The following is a 19,160-nucleotide window of genomic DNA, read 5'->3' as shown; positions in this document are numbered from 1 at the left end:
GGGCATGTCGACAAAACGCTGAAGTGACCTCACTGACCGCGATATACCAGGTGTACGCGGGTAACAGGTGGTGCGACGATGGTATTTATGGGGGACAGGGCAACTCTGTTGGAGACAGGGCGGTTTGCTCAGCGTCACGCCCATCCGGCAGAAAACGTGATGGATGTGGCATTTGCCGCCGCCGCACGGTACAACGACAACGACCACATCGAGACCGCCGAGACTGCGGAGTGTGCCGCGACCGTCGAAAGTGCAGGGACCGCAGAGTCCGCGTACGGCGTGGAGAACGCCGAGGGCGCGGAGACCGCAGACAGTGCGGACAACGCCGAGAGCGAGGCGCGCCACCGTCGTGCCGCCGAGGCCGGGGACACCGCCTCGATGAGCGTGCTCGGCGCCCTGCTGCTGCGCCGGGGGGACCTGACGGGCGCCGAGGCCTATCTGCGCGCGGCAACCGCCGACGGCGACCGTGCCGCGGCCAACAACCTGGGTGTCCTGCTGCACCAGCGCGGATATCCGGACGAGGCGGCCGACTGGTGGCGGACCGCGGCCGTCGCCGGCTCCGCCGCCGCCGCACACGCCCTGGGGCGCCACTACCGCGAGCGAGGCGACGAGCCCGGCGCCGAGTACTGGCTGCGCCAGTCCGCCGAACAAGGGCATGCGCTGGGTGCGTACGCCCTCGCCGACCTTTTGGAACACCGCGGCGACGACGGAGCCGAGCGCTGGTTGCGCGCAGCGGCCGAGCAGGGGCACCGCGAGGCCGCGTACCGGCTGGCGCGCGCGTTGGAGCGCAACGCGGCGGACGACGCGCACGACGCCTTCGGCCGTCCCGGGCTGGACCCCCGCACCGGAACGGACGGCGACCCCGGCACCGGGTCGCACCGGGTCGCCGTGCGCAAGGACGACAGCCCGGTCGCCGGCCAGGAGGCCGGACGGATCGGCGAGGCGGAGCAGTGGTACCGGCAGGCCGCCGCCCGCGGCCACCGGCGTGCCGCCCTGCACCTCGGCGCCATCCTCGAACAGCGCGGCGAGCTCAAGGAGGCAGGCCGCTGGTACCTCATCTCGGCCAAGGCCGGCGAAGCACGGGCCGCGTGCGCGCTCGGCTTCCTGCTCCGTGACGCGGGCGACCGGGAGAGCGCGGCCGTGTGGTGGCTGCGCGCCGCCCAGGACGGCGACGGCAACGCCGCCAACGCGCTCGGTGCGCTGCACGCGGCCCGGGGGGAGCAGCAGACCGCCGAGCGCTGGTACCGCGCGGCGATGGACGCCGGTGACGAGAACGGCGCGTACAACCTGGGGCTGCTCTGCGCGGCCCAGGACCGCACGGCGCAGGCCGAGCAGTGGTACCGGCGCGCCGCCTACGCCGGCCACCGCGAGGCCGCCAACGCCCTGGCCGTGCTCCTGCTCCAGGCGGGCGACGCGACCGGCGCGGAGCCCTGGTTCTCCAAGGCGGCCGAGGCGGGCAGCGTCGACGCCGCCTTCAACCTCGGCATCCTGCACGCCGGGCGCGACGAGGACCGGGCCGCCCTGCTCTGGTACGAGCGTGCCGCGGCGGCCGGACACACCGAGGCCGCGCTCCAGGTCGGCATGGCGCTGCTGCACCACGGCAAGGAGCGGGAGGCGGAGCGCCACCTGCGCTGTGCGGCCGGTGGTGGCAGCGCGGAGGCGGCCTTCCGGCTGGCCGGGGTGCTGGACTCGCGGCAGCCACCGCCGGGACCGCCCGCCCTGGGCGAGCCGATGCCGGAGAAGACCGAGTGCGAGGAGTGGTACGAGCGGGCGGCGGAGCAGGGGCATCGCCGGGCCCAGGTGCGCGTCGGGATGCTCGCCGCGGCCCGGGGTGACGTGGAGAGCGCCGGGCGCTGGTACCGGGAGGCGGCCGAGTCGGGCAGCCGCAACGGTGCCTTCAACCTCGGTCTGCTGCTCGCCCGCGAGGGCAGTGAGCGCGAGGCCGCGCTGTGGTGGAGCCGTGCCGCGAACGACGGGCACGGGCGGGCGGCCCTGCGCCTGGCTCTGCTGGCCGCGCGCCGCGGTGAGCTCGCGGAGGGGCAGCGGTGGTGTGCGCGGGCGGTTGAGCTGGGTCCGGCGGAGGTGTCGGAGCGGGCCGCGCGGTTGCGCGAGGCGCTGCATCAGGAGCTGACCGCGTAGAGGGCGGGGCGGAGGCGGGGCGGGAGGTTCTCGGGGGCGGCGGTGTCTTCGGCCCCCGCTCTGTCCTCAATCGCCGGACGGGCTTGTTTTGGCTGGGGTGCCCGGTCTCGGGGCGGGCTCGATTCCGCTGGGGCGGGGCGACTGCCCGGCGGGCCGGTGTGGCCGGAGGAGGCCCCGCCCTGTGGCCGGAGGGGGCCCTGCCTATTGATTTGCGCTGGTCCGGAGGGGTGTCGTACTGTGGGGATCACAACGACGCGGGGTGGAGCAGCTCGGTAGCTCGCTGGGCTCATAACCCAGAGGTCGCAGGTTCAAATCCTGTCCCCGCTACTGAAGACAGAGGGCCGGATCCTTCAAGGATCCGGCCCTCTGTGCATGCGCCCCGCACGGGAGGGCCCGGCTCAGGGCTTGTGTCCCACGGCCTCGCTGTACATCGCCCGGTCCACGGCCTTCTCCTCCGGCACCGGTGCGCCCGTCGAGACGCCCGAGTCGGCGTACGCCTTCTGCAGCCGGTCCGTGGTGCCCTTCCGGATCTCCCAGTCCATCCGCATCGACGGCGTCGACCGCAGGGTCGCCTCGTCCGTCTTCATCAGCTTGGCGAGCTCGGCGACGAAGGCGGGGTCGGACTTGTAGTCGCCGGCGAAGTAGGTGTTCACCGTGCGGATGTAGGCCCGGAGGAAGGCGACGCCCGCGTCCGGGTCCTTGTTCAGCAGTGTCGGGCCGAACAGGAGCCCGCCGAGCGGTTCGCCGACCGGCTGTCCGCCGAGGAAGGCGAACTTCTTGTCGCCGTCGACCTTGCGCCAGATCGGGTCGAGCAGCCAGGCGGAGTCCACGCCCCCGTTCTGCAGAGCGGTCAGTACGTCCGCCGAGCCGAGCTGCTGGAAGCTGATCTTGTCGAGGCCGCCGCCGTGCTTCTTCAGGGAGGTGTCCATGGGATAGGCGATCACCGAGCCCTTGCCGATCATCGTGCCGAGTTTTCGGCCGGCCATGTCGACGTGATCGGCGCTCTCCCCGTCCTTGAGGCGTACCCACAGGCCGCTCTTGGAGGTCGGGTCGGGGGAGAAGTTGCCCGCGACCCACTTGATGTCGAAGCCGCCGTTGATGCCGTTCATCACCGCGGCCTCCGGCGCCGCCCACTGGGCGTCGACGTCCCCCTTCGCGAGCAGGGGCAGGGCGTCCGGTGTGGGGAGCACCTTCAGCTGGACGTCCAGGCCCTCCTTCGCGAACTCGCCCTTGGCCACGGCGACCTGGAGAGGGGCGACGTACTCCGCGCTCAGGGTGCCGGTGGCGAGGACGATCTTGCGTTTCTTCGCCGGCGGACGGGCGGCGGGGGCGCCCTTGTCGCAGCGGGCGGGTCTGCGGCCGGGCGCGAGGTCCGAGGGGTCGGTCCAGCTCCCGGCACCGCAGCCCGCGACGGGTTTGACGGTGCGGGGCGCGGCGTCGGCCGTGTCGCCGCCCGAGGAGTCGTTCCCGGCGCAGCCCGCCGCGCCGAGCAGGGATGCCGCCACGAGCACGGCGGTGCGGGTGAAGGGGGTACGTGTACGCACAGTGCCTCCGTAAGAGGAATCGTTCACGACTGGCTGCGGCCGCGGTCGCGCGGGGCCCAGGGCGTGAGCAGCCGGCCGGCGATCCGCACCACTTCGGAGAAGAGGACACCGAGCACCGCCACACAGACGATGCCGACGAACATCACGTCGTTCTGGAACAGGGCCCGGGAGTCGAAGATCAGGTGGCCCAGTCCGTCGGCTGCCGCGATCTGCTCCGACGCGACGATGACCAGCACCGCGACGCCGGCCGCGATCCGCGCGCCGACCAGCACCGCGGGCAGCGAGGCCGGCAGGAGCACGTGCCGGAACATCTGCCAGGGCGATGCGCCGAAGACCTGCCCGGCATCCCGGTGGCCGGCCGGAACGGCGAGCACGGCCGCCATGGTCGAGATCCAGACGAAGAAGAAGACGGTGGCGGCGACCAGGGCGATCTGTGGCCCTTCGCCGAGGCCGAACATATTGAGGAAGACCGGCAGCAGGGCCAGTTTCGGTACGACGTACAGGGCGTCGAGCAACGGCTCCAGCGCCGCCCGTACGAGGGCGAGCGAGCCCATCAGCAGGCCGAGCGCGTAGCCCGCGACCGTGCCGATCGCATAGCCGCCGAGTACGCGTTTGAGCGTGGCCCACACATCCGGCCACAGGTCTCCGTCGGCGGCCCGGTCCCAGCCGTCCGCGAAGATCGTGGAGGGTGCGGGATAGACGCGGTCGTCGATCCAGGACCGGGCGGCGGCCAGCTGCCAGAGCAGCACCAGGAGCAGCGGCACGGCGACGGCGAGCGTGACTTCGAGGGTGCGGCGCCTGCGGTGGGTGCGTACGGGATGCAGCTCCTGCGGACCCGGCCTGCGGACCAGCACCTGCTCCTCCCCGTTCACGGACTTCGCGGCGGTGCTCATACCAGGGCCGCCCCTCCGCGGACCTCGCCGCGCAGCAGATCCCACAGCTCGCTCTTCAGCGCGGTGAACTCCGGCGTCGAGCGGATGTCCCCGGTGCGCGGCCGTTCGAACGGCGGGCGGTGCTCGGCGATGATCCGGCCCGGTCTGGCCGACATCACGAGCACCCGGTCCCCGAGCACGATCGCCTCCTCCAGGCTGTGGGTGATGAAGAGCGTGGTGGTGCGGGTGGTCTGGGTGAGCTCCAGCAGTTCGTCCTGGAGGATCGTGCGCAGCTGGGCGTCGAGCGCCGCGAACGGCTCGTCCATCAGCAGGATCTCGGGCTCCACGGCGAGCGCGCGGGCGATCGCCACCCGCTGGCGCATCCCGCCCGAGAGCGCGGCGGGGTAGGCACCGGCGAACTCCGCGAGCCCGATCCGGGACAGCCAGTCGTGTGCCCTGGCGTCGGCCTCCCTGCGCGGCACGCGCTGGATGTCGAGGCCGAAGCGGACGTTGGCCAGGACGGTCTTCCAGTCGTAGATCCCGTAGTCCTGGAAGATCATCGCGGCCGGCCGGGCCGACGCCGTACGGATGGACAGCTCGCCTGCGCTGGGGCGCAGAAGTCCGGCCGCGATCCTGAGCAGGGTGGACTTGCCGCAGCCGGACGGCCCGACGATGCAGGCGAACTCGCCCGGCACGACGTCGAGATCGACCGGTCCGAGGGCGGCCAGAGCCTTCGTCCCCCGTCCGAAGGAGCGGGTGAGAGCACGGGCGCGGAGTTTGGGGGCGGTGGACGATGCCGGGGCCGGGGCCGGAGCCGGGGGTGGGTTCGGAGCCGGGGGTGGGTTCGGAGCCGGGGGTGGGTTCGGGTGCGGGTCTCCCACGGGTCTCTCCTCGTACAGGTCGAGGTGCGGGGCCGCCGCGGGGCGGCGTGATCGCCGATGACGATATGACGACCCGTCAGATTCGGGAAGGGGGTGCGCGGGGCCGGGTGTGCTGAGTGCTGGATTCGGTCCGCGGCCGGGCGGTGGGCCGGCCGCGGGGTCGGTCAGGTGTGCGGCCGCGCCCGAATCAAGCACCTCATCCACGCCGCATGCCGAAAACGCCCTGCACCGGCATGTGCGGTGCAGGGCGTCGGGGTGGTGGTGGCGGGGCGGCGGTCGGGTCAGGCGGCCGCGGCGCAGTTCGGGCAGATGCCGCGGTACGTCATCTCGACGCCCGAGATCATGAACCCGAAGCGCTCGCCGGCCGGCAGATCGGCCAGCGGGTCACCGGCCGGGTGTACGTCGCGGATGGCGCCGCAGTTCGCGCAGACCAGGTGGTGGTGGGGGCGGTGCGCGTTCGGGTCGTACCGCTTGGCCCGGCGGTCGGTGGACACCTCGATGACCTCGCCGAGCGTCACCATCTCGCCCAGCGTGTTGTACACGGTGGCGCGGGAGATCTCGGGCAGCTTGGCGACGGCCCGTGCGTGGACCTCGTCTGCCGTCAGGTGCACATGGTCGCCGTCGAGCACCTCGGCCACGACGCGCCGCTGTGCCGTCATGCGCCAGCCGCGTCCACGAAGTCGTTCCAGGAGGTCACTCATGTGGACAAGCCTAACAGTGGAGCGCCCGAGTCCTGAACCGGTGTGACTTTGGATGCTTGATTGACTTGGACAAAGTCCATTGTAGGATCGGAACCGGCATACGGCAGGGACAGCTGTGCACGCCATGACGACATGACGGATGTGCAGGAATGACGCAGGAGGCGCACGTGACGCAGGGACCGCTCACCACGGAGGCCGGGGCACCGGTGGCCGACAACCAGAACAGCGAGACAGCGGGCGTCGGCGGTCCGGTGCTGGTGCAGGACCAGGTGCTGATGGAGAAGCTCGCGCACTTCAACCGCGAGCGCATCCCGGAGCGCGTCGTGCACGCCCGCGGCGCCGGGGCGTACGGCACGTTCACGCTGACCCGTGACGTCTCGCAGTGGACGCGTGCGAGGTTCCTCTCCGAGGTCGGCAAGCAGACCGAGACCTTCCTGCGCTTCTCGACCGTCGCCGGCAACCTCGGCTCCGCCGACGCGGTGCGTGACCCCCGCGGCTTCGCGCTGAAGTTCTACACCGAGGACGGCAACTACGACCTCGTCGGCAACAACACCCCGGTGTTCTTCATCAAGGACGCCATCAAGTTCCCCGACTTCATCCACACCCAGAAGCGCGACCCGTACACCGGCTCCCAGGAGGCGGACAACGTCTGGGACTTCTGGGGCCTGTCGCCCGAGTCCACCCACCAGGTGACCTGGCTCTTCGGTGACCGCGGCATCCCGGCCACGCTGCGCCACATGAACGGGTACGGATCGCACACCTACCAGTGGAACAACGAGGCCGGTGAGGTCTTCTGGGTCAAGTACCACTTCAAGACCGACCAGGGCATCAAGAACCTCACCACCGAAGAGGCCAACCAGATCTCCGGAATGGACCCGGACAGCCACCAGCGCGACCTGCGCGAGTCCATCGAGCGCGGTGACTTCCCGTCCTGGACCGTGCAGGTGCAGATCATGCCGGCGGCCGAGGCGGCCACGTACCGCTTCAACCCGTTCGACCTCACCAAGGTGTGGCCGCACGAGGACTACCCGCCGGTCGAGATCGGCAAGCTGGAGCTCAACCGGAACCCCTCGAACGTCTTCGCGGAGACCGAGCAGTCGATCTTCAGCCCCGCGCACTTCGTGCCCGGCATCGGCCCCTCCCCGGACAAGATGCTCCAGGGCCGCCTGTTCGCGTACGGCGACGCGCACCGCTACCGCGTCGGCATCAACGCCGACCACCTGCCGGTGAACCGTCCGCACGCCGCCGAGGCGCGGACGAACAGCCGTGACGGCTACCTCTACGACGGCCGTCACGAGGGTGCGAAGAACTACGAGCCGAACAGCTTCGGCGGTCCGGTCCAGACCGACCGCCCGCTGTGGGAGCCCGTCCCGGTCACGGGCGGCACCGGCACCCACGAGGCCCCGAGCCACGCCGAGGACAACGACTTCGTCCAGGCCGGCAACCTCTACCGGCTCTACTCCGAGGACGAGAAGGACCGGCTGATCGGCAATCTCGCCGGGTTCATCTCGAAGGTCTCGCGCGACGACATCGCCGAGCGTGCGATCAACAACTTCCGCCAGGCCGATGGTGACTTCGGCAAGCGTCTGGAAGCGGCGGTGCAGGCTCTGCGCGGCTGAGTCCGTCCCGTTGACCGGCCGGTCCCCGCACGCCGGGGGCCGGCCGGCCGCGTGCGGGGCGCCTCAGCCGACCAGTTCCACGGGTTGGCGCCCGGCCGGCGCCCAGCAGCGGATGATGTCGCGCACCGAGACGACGCCCACCGGTCCGTCGTCGTCCAGCACGATCAGGTGCCGGAAGCCGCCGTGTGTCATGGCCTCGGCTGCCTCCTTCAGGGTCCAGGCGGGTGCGGCGAAGACCACGTCGGTCGTGGTGTGGGTGGAGGCGGTCTCGATATCGGGGTCCTGGCCCGATCCGACCGCGTCGAGGATGTCGCGTTCGGTGAGGATGCCGAGACCGCAGGTGTCCGGGTCGTGGACGACGGCTGCTCCGACATGGCGCGCCGACATCAGCCGGGCGGCCTGGCGGAGGGTGTGGGTCGGGCCGATGGTGAGGACCACCGTGCTCATGGCGTCACGGACGAGCATGAGAGGGAGCCACCTCCTTGGTGAAGCGACTGCGTGAGCCGATTCACAAGTTCACAAGTGGGGAGACTCTCAGAGTCGCACTGTTCGCGGAAGGCAACAAGGGGTGGTGAAGATCGTTCGAGGGGCGTGCGGTGGTGCGGCACGCCCCTCGTGGTTGCCGTGCGCCTGCTGAGGCGTCCAGGCATGGCTGTTTGCATGGCTGTTCCGGCGGCAGGTGCGTGGTGAAAGGGCCCCGCCCCGACCGGCCGGGTCAGTAGCGCTGGTTCAGATATCCCAGCAGTTCGTGGTGGAGCGTCCCGTTCGAGGCCGCCGCGTTTCCGCCGCCCGGACCGGAGACCCCGTCCAGGCTGGTGAACCGGCCACCCGCCTCCTGCACGATGATCGCGTTCGCGGCCATGTCCCAGAGGGAGAGCTCCGGCTCCGCGCAGATGTCGACCGATCCCTCGGCGACCATCATGTACGGCCAGAAGTCCCCGTATCCGCGGGTGCGCCAGCAGGCCCGGGTCAGATCCATGAAGCCGTCGAGCCGACCCTGTTCCTCCCAGCCGGTCAGCGAGGAGTAGGCGAGTGAGGCGTCCGCGATCCGCTCCACCTTCGAGACGTGCAGCCGGGTGGCGGAGGTCAGGCTGCGGCCGGAGAAGGCGCCCGCCCCCTTCGCCGCCCACCAGCGCCGGTTCAGCGCGGGCGCCGACACTACGCCGACCACCGGCTGGAAGCCGTCCTCACCGGCCTCCATCAGCGAGATCAGCGTCGCCCAGACGGGCACACCGCGTACGTAGTTCTTGGTGCCGTCGATCGGGTCGATCACCCAGCGCCGGGGGCCGGTCCCCTCGATCCCGTACTCCTCGCCCAGGATCGCGTCGCGTGGGCGGGCCCGGTGGAGATGGCCGCGGATCAGCTCCTCGGCGGCCTTGTCGGCCTCGGAGACCGGTGTCATGTCCGGCTTCGTCTCGACCTTCAGGTCCAGGGCCTTGAACCGGTCCATCGTCGTCGCGTCGGCGGCGTCCGCCAGCACGTGGGCGAGGCGCAGATCATCGTGGTAGTCGGGCATGACCGTCACAGTATCGACCGCCGGTGCACCGAGCCACAGGGCCCCGGGGCCGCCCGGACTCTTGACAGTGCGGGGGAGCGCGTCAACTCTGAATCGCAGGCCCCGGCGTGGGAGGCAACGATGCCGACAGCGCGAGAAGCACTGCTGGACGCCGCCCACGCGGCCCTGACCACCCGGCCCTGGCCGTCCGTGCGCATGGTCGATGTGGCAGCTGCCGCCGGGGTCTCCCGGCAGACCCTCTACAACGAGTTCGGGAGCAAGGACGGGCTGGCCCGCGCCCTGGTCCTGCGTGCCGCCGACGCCTATCTGTCCGGCGTCGAAAGGGCGCTGGGACTCTCCGGCGTCGCGGGTGACCGGCTGGCCGCCACCGCCGCCTGGACGGTCCGGGCCACCCGTACGGACGAACTGGTCAGAGGCCTGCTCACGGGCTGCTGGGGGGAGCGGTTACCGCGCCCGCCCCGGCCGGCCCGTCCGCCCGGCTCGCTCGTGCCGGCGCAGCGCCGGGCCGATGCCGGACCGCCGACGCCCGCCGAACTGCTCGACCAGGTCAGGGACCGTGTGGTGGCCGCGCTGGGTGACGGTCGGCGTCCGCCGCACGACCCGGCGGTGCTGGGTGACGGTCGGCATTCGCCGCACGACCCGGCCGCGCTGGCGGCGACCTGCGAACTGGTTCTGCGGCTCGCCCTGTCGTACGCCCTGGTGCCGGCCCCCGCGGCGGGGGCGGAGAGCACGCCGCTGGTCGGCTACGTGGTGGAGCGGGCCCCGGACGCCGTTGCCTGAGCCGCCCGTCCGCGCCGGGGGCGCGAGCCCGCGGTCAGTGCGAGGAGCCCGAGAGCTGGAGACCGATCACTCCGAGGATCACCAGTGAGATCGAGATCAGCTTGAGCGTGGAGACCACGTCGTCGAGGAAGATCATGCCGTAGATGGCGGTGCCCGCGGCGCCGATGCCGGTCCACACCGCGTAGGCGGGACCGACGTCGAGCTTCTTCAGCGACATGGTCAGCAGACCGAAGCTGCCGAGCGCGAAGATGCAGAACGCGATGGTCGGCCAGAGCCGGGTGAAGCCGTGCGAGAGCTTGAGACAGACCGCGAAGCCCGTCTCCAGAAGTCCCGCGACCACGACCAGCAGCCACGCCATCGTCAGTGCCCCTCCGCATCGGTGACCGTCCCGTACCGCTGGGTGCGATTCGTGATTATGCACTTACCGGTGGCGAGTGATCGCAAACGTGCCCGGGTCAGTCGCCCTCGCGTCGTTCCCGCGTGGAGAGCAGCCGCCGCAACGAGTCCAGCCGGGCCGGATCGGCGTGCCCCTCGGCCACCCAGGCGTCCAGCGCGCATTCCGGTTGCAGGCTGTCGTGGGTGCAGCCGCGCGGGCAGTTCTCGGTGCCGGGCTGGAGGTCGGGGAAGGCGTTGATGACGCGGGACGGGTCGATGTGGTGCAGCCCGAAGGAGCGGACACCGGGGGTGTCGATCACCCAGCCCCGGTAGTCCGGCAGCGGGAGCGCCAGCGCCGACGTGGTGGTGTGGCGGCCCCGGCCGGTGACCGCGTTGACGACCCCGGTCGTACGGCGCCTGTCCTTCGGCACCAAGGCGTTGACCAGGGTGGTCTTCCCGACACCGGAGTGCCCGACGAAGGCGGTCACCCGGTCGTTCAGCTGCTCGCGGACCCGCTCCGCCGCGTCGCCGTTCTCCAGTTCCTCGCGGTTGGTGACGATGAACGGCACACCCAGCGGGGTGTACGCCTCCAGCAGCTTGTCCGGAGAGGCCAGATCGGACTTGGTCAGCACCAGGAGGGGGGAGAGGCCGCCGTCGTACGCGGCGACCAGACAGCGGTCGATCATGCGCGGACGGGGTTCCGGATCGGCCAGCGCGGTGACGATCGCCAACTGGTCGGCGTTGGCCACCACCACCCGCTCGAACGGGTCGTCGTCGTCCGCCGTCCGGCGCAGCACCGAGCGGCGCTCCCCGATCCGCACGATCCGGGCCAGGGTGTCCTTGTCGCCGGACAGATCGCCGACGATGGAGACGGTGTCGCCCACCACCGCGGCCTTGCGGCCCAGCTCGCGGGCCTTCATGGCGATGACCGTGCGGCCCTCGACGAGGCAGGTGAGCCGGCCGCGGTCCACGGTGAGGACCATGCCGTCCTCGGCGTCCTCGTGCTTGGGACGGGTATGCGTACGAGGCCGGTTGCCCTTGCGGTTGGGGCGGACCCGGATGTCGTCCTCGTCGGGGTTCTTGCCGTAGCGGCGCATGTCTCAGGCCCCGAGCATTCCGGTCCACATCTGCGGGAAGTCGGGCAGGGTCTTGGCGGTCGTCGCCACGTTCTCGATCTCCACTCCGGGGACTGCGAGGCCGATGACCGACCCGGCGGTGGCCATGCGGTGGTCGTCGTACGTATGGAAGGTACCGCCGTGCAGCGGTCGCGGCCGGATGTGGAGGCCGTCCGCGGTCTCGGTGACCTCGCCGCCGAGCTCGTTGATCTCCTTGGTGAGCGCGGCCAGCCGGTCCGTCTCGTGCAGCCGCAGATGGGCCACGCCGCTCAGCGTGGAGGGGGAGTCGGCCAGGGCCGCGACCGCCGCGATCCCCGGGGTCAGCTCGCCCACCTCGCCGAGGTCGACGTCGATGCCGTGGATGCGGCCGGACCCGGTGAAGGTGAGGCCGTGCTCGGTCAGCTCACAGCTGCCGCCCATGGCGGTGAAGATGTCACGCAGCGCGTCACCGGGCTGTGTGGTGCGCAGCGGCCAGTCCGGCACGGTGACCCGGCCGCCGGTGACCAGCGCCGCGGCCAGGAACGGCTGGGCGTTGGAGAGGTCGGGCTCGATGGTCAGATCGCGGCCGAGCAGCGCCGATGGGGAGACCCGCCAGACATTCGGTTCGCCGCCCGTCTCCGGCTCGTCGACCTGGGCGCCGACGGCCCGCAGCATGTCGACGGTCATCCGGATGTGCGGCATGGACGGGAGCCGGGAGCCGGTGTGCCGCACCTCCACACCCTGGTTGAAGCGCGGCGCGGACAGCAGCAGTGACGACACGAACTGGGAGGACGAGGACGCGTCGATCGCGACAGGCCCGCCGTCCAGCGCACCCCCGCCGTGCACGGTCATCGGCAGCGAGCCGCGGCCGTCGTCGTCGATCCGGGCACCGAGCGCCCGCAGGGCGTCGATCACCCCGTTCAGCGGGCGCTCGTAGGACCGCGGGTCCCCGTCGAAGTCGACCGGGCCGTCGGCGAGGGTGGCCACCGGGGGCAGGAAGCGCATGACCGTACCGGCGTTGCCGACGTCGATGGTGACCGGGCCGTGCAGACCGGCCGGGATGACCCGCCACGCCTCGCCGGAGCCGTCCGCGCCGCCTGCGACGGAGGAGCTGGAGGAGACCGTCTCCTCGATACCGACGCCCATCGCGCGCAGCGCGTCGGCCATCAGCAGGGTGTCGCGGGAGCGCAGCGGCCGGCGCAGCCACCCGGGCTCCGAGGAGAGCGCGGCCAGCACCAGTGCGCGATTGGTGACCGACTTCGATCCGGGCACGGTGACGGTCGCGTCGACGGCTCCGCTCGCGTGGGGGGCGGGCCAGAGGGCGGGGTGCACGGAACTTTCGGTCATGGAGCTCACTTTAGTGGCTCTGCGCCCGACCGGATTTTGGCCAAACGGTATGAAATAGGGACGTAACGCGAGAGTGGTAAAGGGGCCCGGTCACAGGCCCAGCAGCCAGCGTCCGCCGCCGATCAGCGAACAGAGCGACACGGCGTGGAACAGGAACAGCCACAGCGCGGCCGGTACGTCCGTCAGCCGCGACAGCTGGTCCGCGTCCGAATCGGGCGCACCCCCGTGGCGCCGCTTGGACTGCAGCTCGAACGCCGGACGCACCCCGCCGAGCAGCAGGAACCAGACCGCGCTGTACGCGAACAGCGACTGCCAGTCGGGTGAGGCCAGCCACGACATCAGCAGGAAGAGCGAACCGGTGAGGATCACCGTCAGCGCCCCGTACACGTTACGGATCATCACCAGCATGACCGCGAGCAGCGCCGTGGCCAGCCACAGCAGCAGCGTGATCCGGCCGTTGACGAGCAGCCACGCACCGCCCAGACCCAGCAGTGGTGGCGCGGTGTAGCCCGCCGCCGCGGTGAGGACCATGCCGATACCGGTCGGCTTGCCCCGGCTCACCGTCAGCCCGCTGGTGTCCGAGTGCAGCCGGATCCCCGAGAGCTGCCTCCCGGTCAGCAGGGCGATCAGCCCGTGGCCGCCCTCGTGGGCGATGGTGATCGCGTTGCGGGTCAGCCGCCATATGACATTGGGCACGACGGCGATGAGCGCGGCCGTGGCGGTCACCACGACCAGCCACTGCTCGGGGGCAGGCTGGGTACCGAAGACGCGGTCCCACAGATTGCCGAGATCGGTGCTGTTCATGGAGTGGGCGGCTCCTCGCGGTATTGACGTCCGGTCGGGATGACGGTCGTGGCAGTCTGGCACTTATGTGCGGACGGTATGCAGCGAGTCGGCGGCCCGAGGACCTGACCGGACTCTTCCAGGTGGAGAAGTGGGAACCGGCCGAGACGCTGGAGCCGGATTACAACGTGGCGCCGACCAAGGAGGTCTACGCCGTACTGGAGCGTCCGGTGAAAGACGCGGACGACCAGCGTCCGGTTCGCCAGCTGCGCGCACTGAAATGGGGACTCGTCCCGTCCTGGGCCAAAACCCCGGAGGGCGGCGCCCGGATGATCAACGCCCGCGCCGAGACGGTGCACGAGAAGCCGTCCTTCCGCCGTCCCTTCGTCTCACGCCGCTGCATCCTGCCGGCCGACGGCTATTACGAGTGGGTGACCGGCAGCGAGGAACGGCAGCTGGAGGAGAAGGGCCGCAAGAAGCGACCCCGCAAGCAGCCGTACTTCGTCACCCCTGCCGACGGATCGGTCTTCGCCATGGCCGGTCTCTACGAGTTCTGGCGCGACCGGACGCTGCCCGACGACCATCCGCAGGCCTGGTGGGTGACCTGCTCGGTGATCACGACGGAGGCGGAGACGAGCCCCCTCGCCGTCGCCCCGGCCGACGGCCCGGCCGCGCTCGCGGACATCCACCCCCGGATGCCGCTGATGCTCACCCCGGACCGCTGGGACGACTGGCTGGACCCCTCCCGCACCGGCATCGAGGAGCTGCGCGGACTGCTCACGCCGCCGCCCGGCGGGCTGATGCGCGCCTATCCGGTGGCCACCGCCGTCAGCAACGTCCGCAACAACGGCCCCGAGCTGAAGGACGAGCTGGCCGCACCCGAGGTCGGCACCCTCTTCTGAAGGACGCGCCGGACCTCGGGCGGCCCGCGGCGGGTTGGTTGGATGGGGTGGTGAAAGCCACCGAGACGAACCCCCGCACCGAAACGGTCGACACCGAGGCCGGAACCGCCCGGATCAGCTGGCTGTCCGCTCCCGAACCCCGCCTCCTGCTCGCGCTCGGCCACGGCGCGGGCGGCGGTATCGAGGCCCGGGACCTGAAGGCGCTCGCCGCCGCGCTGCCCGCGCACGGGGTGAGCGTCGCCCTGGTGGAGCAGCCCTGGAGAGTCGCCGGGAAGAAGCTCGCGCCCGCCCCGAAGACCCTGGACACCGGCTGGCGCGGCCTGTGGCCTGCCCTGGCCGGAGCCGGGCTGCCGGTCGTCGCCGGCGGGCGCAGCGCCGGGGCCCGGGTCGCCTGCCGTACGGCCTCAGCACTCGGCGCCCGAGCCGTCCTCGCACTCAGCTTCCCGCTGCACCCCCCGGGCCGGCCGGAGAAGAGCCGCAAGGACGAACTCCTGGCCACCGGCGTGCCCGCCCTCGTCGTCCAGGGCGGCAACGACCCGTTCGGCAGACCGGCCGAATTCCCTCCGGGCGATTACCGGATGGCCGAGGTGCCGCACGCCGACCACGGCTTCGCCGTACCGAAGAGGTCGGGGCTCACCGAGGACGGGGCGATGGAGATCCTCACGTCGGCCGTGACCGGATGGCTGACCGGAATCGTGTGACGGGGGCGCGGGAATGTTGGACGGGGGACCACTGTTGTTCCGGACATCGGTACACCAACGTCGTATGTGGAGAGGGAGTCCGTCGCATGGGTTCGACCATCTGCCCGCGTCGCGCAGACGCCGCTGACCTGGAGTGGACAGTGCTGCATGCGGCCAAGACCACTCCCGAACGGGCGCTGAGCGGATCGGATCGACAGCCCGCGAGCGACGAAGGTCGACTATTCTCCGATTCGAGCGGGTCCGGTTTCGGCTCCGCCACAGCGTTGGAGGAGGTGGGTCCGGTCACTGGGACCGACACAGGGACCGACGACGGCCGCCCGCAGGAGACGACCGCCGAGCGCAACGCGCGTTTCGAGCGCGATGCCCTCGGTTTCCTCGACCAGATGTACTCGGCCGCGCTGCGCATGACGCGCAACCCCGCGGACGCCGAGGATCTGGTCCAGGAGACGTACGCCAAGGCGTACGGCTCCTTCCATCAGTTCCGTGAGGGCACCAACCTCAAGGCGTGGATGTACCGCATCCTCACCAACACGTTCATCAACTCGTACCGCAAGAAGCAGCGCGAACCCCAGCGAAGTGCCGCCGAGGAGATCGAGGACTGGCAGCTGGCCCGCGCCGAGTCGCACATGTCGACCGGTCTGCGGTCGGCCGAGTCCCAGGCTCTCGACCATCTGCCCGACTCCGATGTGAAGTCCGCGCTGCAGGCGATCCCCGAAGAGTTCCGCATCGCGGTCTATCTCGCCGATGTAGAGGGCTTTGCCTACAAGGAGATCGCGGACATCATGGGGACTCCCATCGGTACGGTGATGTCCCGGCTGCACCGGGGCCGCCGTCAACTGCGCGGCATGCTGGAGGACTACGCCCGTGAGCGCGGGCTCGTCCCGGCGGGCGCCGGTGAGTCGGACGATCTGAAAGGCTCGGGCTCATGAGCTGCGGAGAGCCGCACGAGACGGATTGCTCGGAGGTCCTTGACCACCTCTACGAGTTCCTCGACCGGGAGATGCCGGACAGCGACTGCACCAAGTTCGAGGTGCACTTCGGCGAGTGCTCCCCCTGCCTGGAGAAGTACGGGCTGGAGCAGGCCGTGAAGAAGCTGGTCAAGCGCTGCTGCGGTCAGGACGACGTACCCGCCGACCTGCGCTCCAAGGTGATGGGGCGGATCGACCTGATCCGCTCCGGCCAGGCGGTCCCGGAACAGGACGTGAGTATCTCCGACAGCGGGCAGCCGGCCACCGCCAAGGAATGACGCATCACCCGAACGTGCTAATCCCGGTCGTCGACACCCGGCCGGGACGCCCAACTCGTTAGCCTGGCGCCTCCATTGGCGATGCTGGGGGGCGGGCGAAACGGGTGAGAGCCACACGCGGGGCGGTGCGGGCCTACATCCTCGCCGTCGCGTTCTGCGCCACCCTCTGTGTGCTGCCCGCGCTGCGTCCCGGTGCGGGCACCCCGTGGACCACGCTCGGACTGCTCGCCGGTCTCTACCTGGTCTGCGAACTTCCCGGCCGCTGGTCCTCGCCCGGCAGCTCCGTACAGATCAGTGCCGGATCGTTCTTCCCGTTGCTGCTCACCGCCGCCTTTCTGCTGCCGCCCGCGGCCGCGGCGCTGGTCGCGATACCCGGCGCGCTCGTCGGCCGGGTGGAGAAACCTCCCTTCGCCGCCCGTCGCCTCTGGCGGGCGGCGCAGCTCGTGCTCACCGTCCGGATGGCCTCCTCCGTGTACGCCCTGCTCGGCGGTCCGGCGGCGCTCGGCGGCTCCGGACCCGGGCGGCTGCCCGACCTGCCGTACGCGCTGCTGCCCGCCTGCGCGGCCGCACTGGCCTTCAGCCTCGCGCTGACCGCCCTGGACGGTTCGATCCTGGCCGCGGCCGAACAGCTTCCCCTGGGACGTGCCTGGAGCGGGCTGCTGCCGCGCTCGCTGGGCCCGCACCTCGTGCACGGCCTCGCCGGGCTGATGATGGCCGTCCTGTGGAGCAGCTCGTACGGGCCACTGGCAGCGCTCTTCGTCCTGCTGCCGATGTACATCTCCTGCTGGGTCTTCGCCCAGTACCACCGTGAGCACGCCGCGCACCGGGCCACCATCAGGGCCCTGGTGCAGGCCGTCGACATCAAGGACACCTACACCCGGGGCCACAGCGAGCGGGTGGGACGCGCCTCCGTGCTGATCGGCCAGGAGCTGGGCATGGCGCAGGACCGCGTGGAAGTGCTCCGGTTCGCGGGCATCCTGCACGACGTCGGCAAGCTCGGCGTGCCGACGCGGGTGCTGCGCAAGGACGGGCCGCTGACGCCCGAGGAGCGGCGGGTGATCGAGCTGCACCCGGAGTACGGGCACGAGATCGTGCGCGGCATCGGCTTCCTCGGCGAGGCGCGGGCCGCGATCCTGCACCACCACGAACGGCTCGACGGCAGCGGTTACCCGTACGGGCTCCACGGCCGCGAGATCCCCGAGTTCGCCCGGGTGGTCGCCGTCGCCGACGCCTTCGACGCGATGACGTCGACCCGGTCCTACCGGCCGGGGCGGCCGGTGCCGGTCGCGGTGGAGGAGCTCAAGCGGTGTGCCGGTACGCAGTTCGATCCGCAGATGGTGCGGGCGTTGGCGCGGGGGCTGGAACGGTACGGGTGGTCCGGGGCGGGGACCGCTGTGACGGCCGACGAGCCGTGGGGCCCCGTGCCGGGGGCGCGGGCCGGTGGTCCGGGCGCCGGAGCGGGGGCCGCCCGGATGCCGGTCCGTCCACAGCCGCCGGAAGGGCCCGAACCCGGTGCGGCGCCGTCGTCGGGGGGCGGGGCCGGCCCGGGTAGGGCTTCCGCTTCGTCCGATCCGGCGTTCCGGTTGCCGCGCCGGTGAGGGCCGAGCGGGCCCGGTTGCCGGCCGTGACCCTCGTTGTTCGCGGGGCCGCCCTCGCGCTCACCGTCGCCGCGCTCGGGTACACCCTCTGGCACGGGGTCGACGGGCCCGGTCACGCCCTCGCCTTCGGGGTGCTCATCGCGATCGGGGAGCTGGCCCGCTGGGGAGCCCTGCCCGGGGAGCGGGAGCCCGCACCGCTCGGCGCCGCCGGGGCTCTCGCGTACGCCCTGCTCGGGCGCAGCGGCGGGCAGCCCACCGGTCAGGGCGCACTCCAGGTGGTCGCCGTACTCGCCGCCGCCCAGCTCGTAGCCTCCGTGCCCCATGTGGCACGCGGCAGCGGGCCCGGCCCGGACGAGGTGGCCCGCCGCGTCCTGAGCGTCGCCTTCGCGGCCGTGTGCTTCCAGCCGCTCTCCAACTCCGGCCGGTCCGAGAGCTGGTTCGGCGAGGGTCCGTACTACGCGGCCTTCCTGCTCCTGCTGCTCGGCCTCACCGCCCTGTGCGACGCCGTGCTCGGCGCCCTGCTGCTGCACGCCCGCACCCCGGTGCCCTACGGCCCGCTGCTCCGCGACGAGCTGCGGGCCCTGATCGGCATCGGGTCGGCGGTCTGCGCGACCGGCGCCGTCATGGCGCTCGGGGTCGCCGCCGCCGGATTGTGGGCGCTGCCCGTCCTGTGTGTACCGCTGCTCCTCACCCAGGTGTCGTTCCGCCGCTACATCACCGTGCGCACCACCTACCGGCAGACCATCACCTCGCTCGCCCGGTCCACCGAGATCGCCGGCTACACCCCGCACGGTCACGCACGCAGGGTGGCGGCGCTCTGTACGGCCGTCGGCCGTGAGCTGGGGCTCTCCGGGCCCGAGCTCACGGTCCTGGAGTACGCGGCCCTGATGCACGACATCGGGCAGCTCTCGCTCGTCGACCCGGTACCTGAGGGGGCGACGGCCACCCTCTCCGCCGCCGAGCAGCGCCGGATCGCGCAGCTCGGCGGAGCCGTGGTCCGCCAGACCGGGGTCGACGCGAAAATCGCCCTCGTGGTCTGTGTCTTATAAAAAAAAGACGCTT

At 71.4% G+C, this 19,160-nt stretch carries 18 protein-coding genes, 1 tRNA gene and 1 pseudogene; 10 read left to right on the top strand and 10 right to left on the bottom strand.

Annotated features, from left to right (window positions below; all coding sequences use genetic code 11):
• Positions 1-78: 78 nt before the first annotated feature.
• Positions 79-2,139 (top strand): tetratricopeptide repeat protein, encoded by a 2,061-nt coding sequence (locus ACFVJX_RS24705; RefSeq protein WP_384130584.1) that lies wholly within the window; start codon positions 79-81, stop codon positions 2,137-2,139.
• A 253-nt stretch (positions 2,140-2,392) separates the two neighbouring features.
• A tRNA-Met gene (locus ACFVJX_RS24700) sits at positions 2,393-2,466 on the top strand.
• A 71-nt stretch (positions 2,467-2,537) separates the two neighbouring features.
• Here the strand turns inward: ACFVJX_RS24700 and ACFVJX_RS24695 are convergent.
• From ACFVJX_RS24695 to ACFVJX_RS24680, 4 genes are all read right to left on the bottom strand, one after another.
• Positions 2,538-3,683, bottom strand: a complete 1,146-nt coding sequence (locus ACFVJX_RS24695; RefSeq protein ID WP_384130582.1) for an ABC transporter substrate-binding protein — start codon at positions 3,681-3,683, stop codon at positions 2,538-2,540.
• A gap of 23 nt (positions 3,684-3,706) precedes the next feature.
• The gene (locus ACFVJX_RS24690; protein ID WP_384130580.1) at positions 3,707-4,576 is read right to left on the bottom strand and encodes an ABC transporter permease; all 870 of its coding nucleotides are present in this window, start codon (positions 4,574-4,576) and stop codon (positions 3,707-3,709) included.
• The gene (locus ACFVJX_RS24685) at positions 4,573-5,283 is read right to left on the bottom strand and encodes an ABC transporter ATP-binding protein (protein ID WP_384130673.1); all 711 of its coding nucleotides are present in this window, start codon (positions 5,281-5,283) and stop codon (positions 4,573-4,575) included. Before ACFVJX_RS24685 ends, ACFVJX_RS24690 begins: the two co-directional genes overlap by 4 nt.
• A gap of 434 nt (positions 5,284-5,717) precedes the next feature.
• Complete coding sequence (locus tag ACFVJX_RS24680) at positions 5,718-6,137, bottom strand: Fur family transcriptional regulator (RefSeq protein ID WP_384130577.1); 420 nt, start codon at positions 6,135-6,137, stop codon at positions 5,718-5,720.
• Between the two features lie 167 nt (positions 6,138-6,304).
• On the opposite strand from ACFVJX_RS24680, the gene ACFVJX_RS24675 reads away from it, so the two are divergent.
• Positions 6,305-7,756: a catalase gene (locus tag ACFVJX_RS24675; RefSeq protein ID WP_384130574.1), complete on the top strand. Its 1,452-nt coding sequence runs from the start codon at positions 6,305-6,307 to the stop codon at positions 7,754-7,756.
• Positions 7,757-7,819: 63 nt separating this feature from the next.
• On the opposite strand, the gene ACFVJX_RS24670 is transcribed toward ACFVJX_RS24675, so the two are convergent.
• Together ACFVJX_RS24670 and hisN are read right to left on the bottom strand one after the other, a co-directional pair.
• Complete coding sequence (locus ACFVJX_RS24670) at positions 7,820-8,221, bottom strand: cyclic nucleotide-binding/CBS domain-containing protein (protein WP_384130572.1); 402 nt, start codon at positions 8,219-8,221, stop codon at positions 7,820-7,822.
• A gap of 250 nt (positions 8,222-8,471) precedes the next feature.
• A complete protein-coding gene (gene hisN, locus ACFVJX_RS24665; protein WP_384130569.1) occupies positions 8,472-9,272 on the bottom strand; it encodes a histidinol-phosphatase in 801 nt (266 codons plus the stop codon).
• Positions 9,273-9,392: 120 nt separating this feature from the next.
• Between hisN and ACFVJX_RS24660 the strand changes: the two genes are divergently transcribed.
• Positions 9,393-10,052 carry a TetR/AcrR family transcriptional regulator gene (locus tag ACFVJX_RS24660; protein WP_384130567.1) on the top strand — a complete coding sequence of 220 codons (660 nt, stop codon included), beginning with the start codon at positions 9,393-9,395 and terminating at the stop codon, positions 10,050-10,052.
• Positions 10,053-10,086: 34 nt separating this feature from the next.
• Here the strand turns inward: ACFVJX_RS24660 and ACFVJX_RS24655 are convergent, their stop codons facing one another.
• The 4 genes from ACFVJX_RS24655 to ACFVJX_RS24640 all read right to left on the bottom strand — a co-directional run bounded on the left by ACFVJX_RS24655 (position 10,087) and on the right by ACFVJX_RS24640 (position 13,672).
• Complete coding sequence (locus ACFVJX_RS24655) at positions 10,087-10,410, bottom strand: DMT family transporter (RefSeq protein ID WP_384130565.1); 324 nt, start codon at positions 10,408-10,410, stop codon at positions 10,087-10,089.
• A 97-nt stretch (positions 10,411-10,507) separates the two neighbouring features.
• Positions 10,508-11,524 carry a ribosome small subunit-dependent GTPase A gene (gene rsgA, locus ACFVJX_RS24650; protein WP_384130562.1) on the bottom strand — a complete coding sequence of 339 codons (1,017 nt, stop codon included), beginning with the start codon at positions 11,522-11,524 and terminating at the stop codon, positions 10,508-10,510.
• Positions 11,525-11,527: 3 nt separating this feature from the next.
• Positions 11,528-12,868 carry a 3-phosphoshikimate 1-carboxyvinyltransferase gene (gene aroA, locus ACFVJX_RS24645; protein ID WP_384130559.1) on the bottom strand — a complete coding sequence of 447 codons (1,341 nt, stop codon included), beginning with the start codon at positions 12,866-12,868 and terminating at the stop codon, positions 11,528-11,530.
• Positions 12,869-12,958: 90 nt separating this feature from the next.
• The gene (locus ACFVJX_RS24640) at positions 12,959-13,672 is read right to left on the bottom strand and encodes a M50 family metallopeptidase (protein WP_384130556.1); all 714 of its coding nucleotides are present in this window, start codon (positions 13,670-13,672) and stop codon (positions 12,959-12,961) included.
• Between the two features lie 65 nt (positions 13,673-13,737).
• On the opposite strand from ACFVJX_RS24640, the gene ACFVJX_RS24635 reads away from it, so the two are divergent.
• The 6 genes and pseudogenes from ACFVJX_RS24635 to ACFVJX_RS24610 form a co-directional block, all read left to right on the top strand.
• Positions 13,738-14,553: an SOS response-associated peptidase gene (locus ACFVJX_RS24635; RefSeq protein ID WP_384130553.1), complete on the top strand. Its 816-nt coding sequence runs from the start codon at positions 13,738-13,740 to the stop codon at positions 14,551-14,553.
• Between the two features lie 50 nt (positions 14,554-14,603).
• Positions 14,604-15,254, top strand: a complete 651-nt coding sequence (locus ACFVJX_RS24630; protein WP_384130550.1) for an alpha/beta family hydrolase — start codon at positions 14,604-14,606, stop codon at positions 15,252-15,254.
• A gap of 272 nt (positions 15,255-15,526) precedes the next feature.
• Complete coding sequence (locus ACFVJX_RS24625; protein WP_384130547.1) at positions 15,527-16,183, top strand: sigma-70 family RNA polymerase sigma factor; 657 nt, start codon at positions 15,527-15,529, stop codon at positions 16,181-16,183.
• Entirely contained in the window at positions 16,180-16,500 is a 321-nt protein-coding gene (rsrA, locus tag ACFVJX_RS24620; protein ID WP_384130544.1) for a mycothiol system anti-sigma-R factor, read from the top strand. The genes ACFVJX_RS24625 and rsrA overlap by 4 nt, the downstream gene beginning before the upstream one ends.
• Positions 16,501-16,604: 104 nt before the next feature.
• Complete coding sequence (locus ACFVJX_RS24615) at positions 16,605-18,098, top strand: HD-GYP domain-containing protein (RefSeq protein ID WP_384130541.1); 1,494 nt, start codon at positions 16,605-16,607, stop codon at positions 18,096-18,098.
• Between the two features lie 17 nt (positions 18,099-18,115).
• Positions 18,116-19,135: pseudogene (locus ACFVJX_RS24610) on the top strand (HD-GYP domain-containing protein); the annotation flags it as partial.
• Positions 19,136-19,160 lie beyond the last annotated feature (25 nt).

The organism is Streptomyces sp. NPDC127177 (assembly GCF_042672475.1).
Taxonomy (GTDB): Bacteria; Actinomycetota; Actinomycetes; order Streptomycetales; family Streptomycetaceae; genus Streptomyces.
The sequence above is the reverse complement of the archived record's forward strand: the minus strand, read 5'-3'. Positions and strand labels throughout refer to the sequence as shown.